The organism is Bradyrhizobium genomosp. I (2014), from assembly GCF_000261685.1.
GTDB lineage: Bacteria > Pseudomonadota > Alphaproteobacteria > Rhizobiales > Xanthobacteraceae > Bradyrhizobium.
The window spans coordinates 1-7,772 of record NZ_AJQE01000207.1 but is presented as its reverse complement, the minus strand read 5'-3'; the positions used below and the strand labels follow the sequence as shown (position 1 = coordinate 7,772).

The window sequence follows — 7,772 nt, the reverse complement described above, 5'->3', positions numbered from 1 at the left end:
GCGGCGCGCCGCCGCCGTTTCGATGCGCGTTGGCGACCTTACCGACGCCAGGCGGCGCCGATCAGGAAACCGATGCCGAGCGCCAGTCCGACGGTCGCGAGCGGCCGCTGCGTGATCGCCTCTTCCAGCGTCTCCTCGATCGAGCCGTAGGCGTCCTGTGCTGCCTCCATCATGGCGCTGCCGCGCTCCGACATGTCGTCCATCGCGGTATCCACGTTCTCGCGCGCCTGGCGATAGCCGCGGCGAGCCTGCCTGCTCGTGGAATTGGCAAAGGTGTTGAGCGCGTCGGTGATCTGGTCGGTGAGGGCGGCGATATCGCTTTTCACGGCTGCTACATCCTTCTCGAGGCGTTCTCTGGTGGCTTTGTCGGTCCAGTCTCTCATCCCGGCTTCGGCATTGGTCGTGGACATCAGGAGCTCCGAACGGTTGACGGCTGAGATGGGCGGAGAACGTTTCGTCGCCGGGTAAGTTCCGTTTACGGAAACGGGTCAGTCCTGCGGAAGCTGCGGCGCATCCGTCGGCAACAGATGCTCCTTGAGGATCAGCGCGACGATCAGGAGCGGCGACGACAGGAAGGCGCCCATCGGCCCCCAGAGCCAGGTCCAGAATGCGAGCGCGAGCAGCACCGCGAGTGCGTTCAGTGCCAGCCGCCGCCCGATGATGGTCGGCGTGACGAAATGTCCCTCCAGGAAGGTGATGCCGCCGAAGGCGAGCGCCGCCATCAGTCCGCCGCCGATGGTCGGGAAGGTGACCAGCCCCACCACGACCAGCACGGCGAACATCGCGATCGGCCCGATGATCGGGATGAAGTTGAGGGTCGCCGCAAGCGCGCCGAGCCCGGCCGGATTGGGCATGCCGGTGACAGCACAGACGATGCCGGTGGCGATGCCGACGCCGACATTGATGACCGTGACGGTCAGGAGGTAGTTGCCGAGATGGACCTCGATCTCGTTGAGGATCCGAAGCGTGCGTAGCCGGGCGTCGCGGTCGCTGAAAGTCATGATCAGCGCCCGGCGCAGGTCGCGCCAGCTCGCAATGAACAGAATCAGGGTCACGAAGAACAACAGGAATTCGGTGAAGGTCGGCGATAGGAATTCCAGCGTCGGCTGTACCCAATCGAATTTCGGCATCTGGAAATTCGGCAGTCCTTCCGAGCCGCCGACCATGGTTTGCAGCTCGCGCCACAGTGCCAGTGGCCGGTCGAACACGTGCAGCTTGTCCCTCAATTGCGCGCCGAGCTCCGGCAGGCGCGTACTCCATTCCATTGCGGGGGAGGCGATCAGCGCCACGACGAATGCGACGACCGTGGTCACCGCGACCACGATCAGGACGGCACCGAGCCCGCGCGGAACCTTGCTCCGTTCGAGGAAGCTCGCCGCCGGAGACAGCATGGTGCCGGTGACGAATGCCATCACCACCGGCAGGAAGAACGCCTTGCCGACATAGAGCACGGCGACGATCGCAATCAGCAAGAGGCCGGCCAGCGCGAACGCGACGAATTCGGTGCGGCGTATCACCGGCGGCAGCTCGGCATGGCTGTCGGGAAGCGGTTGGCCTTCGCTGTTGCCGGAAATCAGACGTTCGCTGGGAAGGACGCGCACAATATCTCTCCCGCACGGAAACCGCGATCCGCGCGCCCATTGACAACTTGCCAACGCGCGAACCTGCGTGCCGGTTCCGTCGCGGCTTCGTGAATAGCTGCTCGCTTGACTGTGACGTCGCCGCCGCATGCTGCGCCGGAACTTCGATCCAGCCGGCGGAGTTTGTTCAGCAGCGCATCACCCTGATGCACGTATCCAACGGGGCAGCACATGACAAAGTCGTTTGCATTCCGTCGCAGCTTCTCGCCGCGCATCGTCACCGCATTCGCGTTCGCAACCGCTCTGTTCGCATTGCCCTTGGGCAGCGCGAGCGCGCAAACCTTCGGCTATGCGCCGATGCAGCCGTGGGCGTACCCGCAGGACCAGGGCTACTCGCAGGGCTACGTGAACGAGGCGCCGCAGGCGGCCGACGACGAGGACGCCCAGCTCCCCGACCGGCTGCGCAAGCAGATCGTCAGTTTCGACAGGAGCGAGCCGGCCGGCACGATCGTGATCGATACCAACAACACCTATCTCTACTACGTGCTCGGCAACGGCCGCGCGATCCGCTACGGCGTCGGCGTCGGTCGCGAAGGCTTTACCTGGTCGGGAGTGCAGAACGTCAGCCGCAAGGCGGAATGGCCGGACTGGCATCCGCCGGCCGCGATGATCGCGCGCCAGCCCTACCTGCCGCGCTTCGTCGCCGGCGGTCCCGGCAACCCGCTCGGTGCGCGTGCGATGTATCTCGGCTCGAGCGAATACCGCATCCATGGCACCAACGATCCCTCCACCATCGGCAAATTCGTCTCGTCCGGCTGCATCCGCATGACCAACGAGGATGTCATCGACCTGTTCAATCGGGTCAATGTCGGCGCCAAGGTCGTGGTGCTTCCAAAGAACGCGCCGCTGATGGCCAAAGGCGTAGATCCAGCGCGAAAGCGCCCGGCCGCGAGCACGCTGCCGTCAGGCCGGCAGGCGTTGAACGTCACGACGTCGGCCGTGAACTGAGAGTGAGCGAGGTCATATGAACAGACGCCTGGTTGGCAAAGTGGTTTGCGGTGCGGCGATCTTGGCCTCGGCCGGTCTGGTGTCGGCACCGTCGGCGCATGCAGAGGATTTCTTCTCGGCATTGTTCGGGGGTTTCCGGATGCGGCCGCCGCCGGAGATCCGGATGCCGTTCCCGAATGACGACATGCCGCGCTACGACGCGCCACGGCAGCGGGCCTCCTCTGGCGGCGGCATGGCCTATTGCGTGCGCGGCTGTGACGGCCGCTACTTCCCGGCGCAAGGCACCGATGCCGAGAGCAAGGCGCAATCCTGCAAGAGCTTCTGTCCGGCGTCGGAGACCTCGCTGGTCTATGGCGGCAACATCGATGATGCCACGACGGACAAGGGAAAATCCTATTCCGATCTGCCCAACGCGTACCGCTATCGCAACGAGATCGTCGCGGGCTGCACCTGCAACGGCAAGGATCCGGTCGGGCTCGCATCAGTCAAGATCGAGGACGATCCCACCCTCCGCAAAGGCGACATCGTCGCCGGCGCTGAGGGCCTCGTGGTCGCCAGCCGCAATGCCAACGACCGCCGCGGCGTCGCGATGAATTTTTCGCCGCTGCCGCAGTCGGTGCGCGCCAAATTCCGCCAGGTCCCGGTGGTGGCGAAGGAGTAGGGGCGCTGTAACGAAGCAGATCGTCGCCCGACAAGCAGTCGTCTCCAGACAGGCTCGCCGCGGGCGCACGCAGATCCGGACCAGCGATGGCAGTCGCAACCCCGTCGGAAGTATGAAATCACAGGTGGCTCGGCCGATCGTAGGATGACGGATTCGCGAGGGGTTGCAGCAGGTTGCCGAAATGGAACCGGCCAGAGCGCAGCGCGTTGAGAACAGCGTTTGCAATTAGCCTGAAGGGGGTTCTGCAATGCTGGTGGGCGTACTAGTTACCTTTCTCGTCGTCATTCTCGTGCTTTATCTCATCAACATGCTGCCGATGGACGGCCGCGCCAAGCAGATCGCGCGCGTGATTGTCATCATTATCGGCATCGTGTCGCTGCTGAAATATCTCGCGGTGTTCTAGCGAAGATACGGGCTACACCTCAAAACAAAAGCCCCGGCGTGAGCCGGGGCTTCGTTCGTGCAGCGCTAGTGCAGCGACTTCAGCCAGTCGTCGACATCCTGACGAACCTGGTCCTTGGCCTTGCCGTAGCGCTCCTGGAGCCGGCCCTCGAGCTGCTCGCGGCGGCCCTCGATCAATTGAAGGTCATCGTCGGTGAGCTTGCCCCACTTCTCCTTGGCCGAGCCCTTGAACTGCTTCCAGTTTCCTTCGATCCGATTCCAGTCCATGACCATCTCCCGTTGGTTTATGGCTGGACAACGTCAAGCGTGCGCAGCCGTTCCGCCTCGCGACGTTTCGTCCGCGCTACGGGTGCACAACGAAAAGCCCCGGCGCTGGCCGGGGCTTTTGACATTCAACAGATCAGCTCGGCCAAGTGCCTTGTCGGCCAAGCGCCTTTTCAGCCGAGCGCCTTGGCCTCGCGGCGGCGCGCGGTGAGGATGTATTCGGTGTAGCCGTTCGGCTGCGCGCGACCCTTGAAGATCAGGTCGCAGGCCGCCTTGAAGGCGACGCCGTCGAAGGCGGGCGCCATCGGCTTGTAGATGGGATCGCCCGCGTTCTGCTGGTCGACGACGACGGCCATGCGCTGCAGCGATTCCGTCACCTGCGCCTCGGTGATCACGCCCTGGTGCAGCCAGTTGGCGAGATGCTGGCTGGAAATGCGCAAGGTGGCGCGGTCTTCCATCAGGCCGACATCGTGGATGTCGGGCACCTTGGAGCAGCCGACGCCCTGGTCGATCCAGCGCACGACATAGCCAAGAATGCCCTGGCAATTGTTGTCGATCTCCTGCTTGACGTCGTCAGGCGCCCAGTTCGACTTCGACACCGGAATGGTGAGGATGTCCGAGAGCTTTGCGCGCGGTCCGCCCTTGGTGAGTTCCTCCTGTCGCGCGACGACGTTGATCTGATGATAGTGCAGCGCGTGCAGCGTCGCGGCGGTCGGCGAGGGGACCCAGGCGGTGGTGGCGCCGGCCTGCGGATGGCCGAGCTTCTGCGCCAGCATGTCCGCCATCTTGTCCGGCGCGGCCCACATGCCCTTGCCGATCTGGGCATGGCCGGGCAGGCCACAGGTCAGGCCCATGTCGACGTTCCAGTCCTCATAGGCCTTGATCCAGGCCTGCGCCTTCATCTCGTTCTTGCGGATCATCGGGCCCGCTTCCATCGAGGTGTGGATCTCGTCGCCGGTGCGGTCGAGGAAGCCGGTGTTGATGAACATGATGCGCTTGGAGGCACGCTGGATGCAGGCCTTGAGGTTGACGGTGGTACGCCGCTCCTCGTCCATGATGCCGACCTTGAGCGTGTTTTCCGGCAAGCCCAGCATCCTCTCGACGCGGTCGAAGAGCTCGCAGGTCAGCGACACCTCGTCGGGGCCATGCATCTTCGGCTTGACGATATAGGCAGATCCGGTGCGGCTGTTCTTGACCTTGGAGTTGCCCTTGAGGTCGTGAATGGCGAGCAGTCCGGAGACGGCGGCATCGAGCAGGCCTTCCGGAATCTCCTCGCCCTTCTCGTCCAGCACCGCGTCGGTGAACATGTGGTGACCGCAATTGCGCATCAGGAGCAGGCTGCGGCCGTGGAGCTTGAGCTCGCCGTTGCCATCGGGCGTCCTGTAGCTGCGGTCGGCGTTGAGCGAGCGCGTCAGCGTCTTGCCGCCCTTCTCGAAATCGGCCGACAGCGTGCCGTTCATCAGGCCGAGCGTGTTGCGGTAGACCAGCACCTTGTCCTCGGCATCGACAGCGGCGACCGAGTCCTCCATGTCGAGAATGGTGGAGACCGCGGCTTCCATGATCATGTCGGCGACGCCGGCCGGATCGTCCTTGCCGATGGCGCTGCTGCGGTCGATCTTGAGCTCGACATGCAGGCCGTTGTTGACGAGCAGCACCGCGCTCGGTGCGGCCGCATCGCCCTGGAAGCCGGCGAATTGTGCCGCGTTCTTCAGCGCGGTGGCGTTGCCGCTCTTCAGCTTCACCGCGAGCTGGCCCGCAACCACGCTGTAGGCGGTGACGTCGGTGTGGCTCCCGGTCGCGAGCGGCGCGGCGGTATCGAGGAACGCCTTTGCCTTGGCGATCACCTTGTCGCCGCGCGCCTTGTTGTAGCCCTTGCCGGTCTCCGAGGGATCGTGGGGGATCGCGTCGGTGCCGTAGAAGGCGTCGTAGAGCGAACCCCAGCGCGCATTCGCCGCGTTCAGCGCGTAGCGCGCATTGGTGAGGGGCACGACGAGCTGCGGACCGCAGATCTTGCCGATTTCCTCGTCCACATTGGCGGTCTCGACCTTCTGCGTCGCCGGCTCCGGGACGAGGTAGCCGATCTCCTTCAGGAAGGCGGTATAGGCGTCGAGGTCGAACGCCTTGCCCTTGTTGGCGCGGTGCCAGTCGTCGATCCTGGCCTGCAGCGCGTCGCGGAATGCGAGCAGCGACCGGTTCTTCGGCCCCAGCTCCTTGATGATGGCGGCAACCCCGGCCCAGAACGCATCCGGCGCGATTCCCGTTTTCGGGGCCGCTTCCTTGGCGATGAAGTCAAACAGAACAGGGGCGATCTTCAATCCGTGGGCGTCGACGCGTTTCATGATGGGCTTTCTTGTTGGAAATGGCTGTTTTTGGCTGCTTTTGACCCGACAGCAGCAAAATGCACCCACAGGGGGCGGCTTTCGGAGGCCTATTAGCCCCAAAATCGGGGCGGTGAGAAGACCCCCAGGGGTTTGTCAAAATGTCAAGAACAGGTATGGGTTTGGCGCGATTTGCAAACGATCAAGTCCGGCTTCGCGCCACGCGCACAAGTGCGCTCCCTCCCCCCTTGCGGGGAGAGGGGGAGCCCAGGAAAAGGTGTGTCGAAATTGACGACGAAACTGTTTGCACTGACGGAGAGAGTCCCCGTGTGGACCCCTCTCCCTAACCCTCCCCCGCAAGGGGGGAGGGAACGTAGCAGTGCCAGCGGATGGGGCGCGCCTCAAATATTCGCCGCTAGATCCACCACCTGGTCGAACAGCACGCCTGATGTCTTCAGCATCCTCTCGATCTCGTCCGCCGCTTCGGCCACTGTTCGCTTCGACGTGTCGATCACGAGCTCGGCGGCTTCGGGCTTCTCGTAGTCGTTGGCGATGCCGGTGAACGAAGCCAGAGCGCCGGCGCGCGCCTTCCTGTAGTGGCCCTTGGGATCGCGCTCTTCGCAGACGCCGGCCGGCGTCGCGACGTGGATCTCGCGGAACGCGCTGTCGGCGATGCGGCGCGCGGCGGCGCGGTCCTCACGCGCGGGCGAGACGGCGGCGACGATCGCGATATGGCCGTTGCGGGCGAGATGGGTCGCGACCTCGGCGAGGCGGCGGATGTTCTCGCTGCGGTCCGCAGCGGAGAAGCCGAGATCGCTGTTGAGCCCGGCACGCAGCGTGTCGCCGTCGAGCAGGATCGGCGAGCCGCCATTGGCGAAGAGCCGTCGCTCCAGCGCTCTTGCCAGCGTCGACTTGCCGGAGGCCGGCAGGCCGGTGAGCCAGACCACGGCACCGTTGTGGCGGTAGCGCGCCGAGCGCTCGTCAGGGCGCAGGGCCGATTCCACCGGCACGATATCGACGGGCACGGCGCGCTGGCCGGCATCGACCGACAGCACCAGGCCGCCGCCGGCGATGCGTCCGGATACTTCGATGACGAGACGGCCGGTGCGCGGGTTCTCGGTGTAGGGATCGGTGGCGATCGGGTTCGACAGCGAAATGTCGATCTCGCCGACATGGTTGCGGCCGATCGCCTTGTTCTCGGTGCTCGAGAGCTCACCGGGATCGACCGCCTTCTCGATCGCGACGACGGTGGCGCGGCTTTCCTTCGGCCCGCAGCGCACCAGGAGCTGGTCGCCCTTGGCGAGCGGCTTGTCGTGCAGCCAGAAGATCCGCGCGCGCAGCCGCCGCGTCTCGCGCGGCGCGCTGCCAGCATGTGCGATGATGTCGCCGCGTTCGACGAACAATTCTCGGTCGAGCGTGATGCCGACCGAGCGGCCGGCGCCTTGGCGGATGGTGACCGGCGTCATCGGCCAGCTTTCGACCGTCTTGATCCTGGCGATCTTGCCGGCCGGCATGATCACGATCTCGTCGCCGGCAATG

The 7,772-nt window shown here is 64.8% G+C and carries 8 protein-coding genes; 3 read left to right on the top strand and 5 right to left on the bottom strand.

Translation table 11 applies throughout. The features are described from left to right. Positions 1-38: 38 nt before the first annotated feature. Together IC50_RS20200 and IC50_RS20195 are read right to left on the bottom strand one after the other, a co-directional pair. Positions 39-410 (bottom strand): DUF883 family protein, encoded by a 372-nt coding sequence (locus IC50_RS20200; RefSeq protein ID WP_035708602.1) that lies wholly within the window; start codon positions 408-410, stop codon positions 39-41. Between the two features lie 78 nt (positions 411-488). Continuing rightward, positions 489-1,601 (bottom strand): AI-2E family transporter, encoded by a 1,113-nt coding sequence (locus IC50_RS20195; RefSeq protein ID WP_035708599.1) that lies wholly within the window; start codon positions 1,599-1,601, stop codon positions 489-491. Positions 1,602-1,811: 210 nt separating this feature from the next. Between IC50_RS20195 and IC50_RS20190 the strand changes: the two genes are divergently transcribed. The 3 genes from IC50_RS20190 (at position 1,812) to IC50_RS42525 (ending at position 3,652) form a co-directional block, all read left to right on the top strand. Continuing rightward, positions 1,812-2,588, top strand: coding sequence for a L,D-transpeptidase (locus tag IC50_RS20190; RefSeq protein WP_035708596.1), 777 nt, complete (start codon positions 1,812-1,814; stop codon positions 2,586-2,588). A gap of 16 nt (positions 2,589-2,604) precedes the next feature. Further along, a complete protein-coding gene (locus IC50_RS20185; protein ID WP_035708593.1) occupies positions 2,605-3,249 on the top strand; it encodes a DUF2865 domain-containing protein in 645 nt (214 codons plus the stop codon). A 247-nt stretch (positions 3,250-3,496) separates the two neighbouring features. Beyond that, complete coding sequence (locus IC50_RS42525; RefSeq protein WP_008546817.1) at positions 3,497-3,652, top strand: Thivi_2564 family membrane protein; 156 nt, start codon at positions 3,497-3,499, stop codon at positions 3,650-3,652. Between the two features lie 65 nt (positions 3,653-3,717). On the opposite strand, the gene IC50_RS20175 is transcribed toward IC50_RS42525, so the two are convergent. The 3 genes from IC50_RS20175 to cysC all read right to left on the bottom strand — a co-directional run. Next, a complete protein-coding gene (locus tag IC50_RS20175) occupies positions 3,718-3,918 on the bottom strand; it encodes a CsbD family protein (protein WP_008546815.1) in 201 nt (66 codons plus the stop codon). Positions 3,919-4,088: 170 nt separating this feature from the next. Continuing rightward, positions 4,089-6,254, bottom strand: coding sequence for a malate synthase G (locus IC50_RS20170; RefSeq protein WP_035708590.1), 2,166 nt, complete (start codon positions 6,252-6,254; stop codon positions 4,089-4,091). A gap of 380 nt (positions 6,255-6,634) precedes the next feature. After that, the coding region (cysC, locus tag IC50_RS20165; RefSeq protein WP_035708587.1) for an adenylyl-sulfate kinase at positions 6,635-7,772 on the bottom strand (1,138 nt) is incomplete at its 5' end.

Excerpts from the sequence above, each read along its gene's own strand:
- IC50_RS20200 (WP_035708602.1), bottom strand. The coding sequence starts at position 410 with ATGTCCACGACCAATGCCGAAGCCGGGATGAGAGACTGGACCGACAAA.
- IC50_RS42525 (WP_008546817.1), top strand. The coding sequence starts at position 3,497 with ATGCTGGTGGGCGTACTAGTTACCTTTCTCGTCGTCATTCTCGTGCTT.
- IC50_RS20170 (WP_035708590.1), bottom strand. The coding sequence starts at position 6,254 with ATGAAACGCGTCGACGCCCACGGATTGAAGATCGCCCCTGTTCTGTTT.
- IC50_RS20185 (WP_035708593.1), top strand. The coding sequence starts at position 2,605 with ATGAACAGACGCCTGGTTGGCAAAGTGGTTTGCGGTGCGGCGATCTTG.
- IC50_RS20175 (WP_008546815.1), bottom strand. The coding sequence starts at position 3,918 with ATGGACTGGAATCGGATCGAAGGAAACTGGAAGCAGTTCAAGGGCTCG.
- IC50_RS20190 (WP_035708596.1), top strand. The coding sequence starts at position 1,812 with ATGACAAAGTCGTTTGCATTCCGTCGCAGCTTCTCGCCGCGCATCGTC.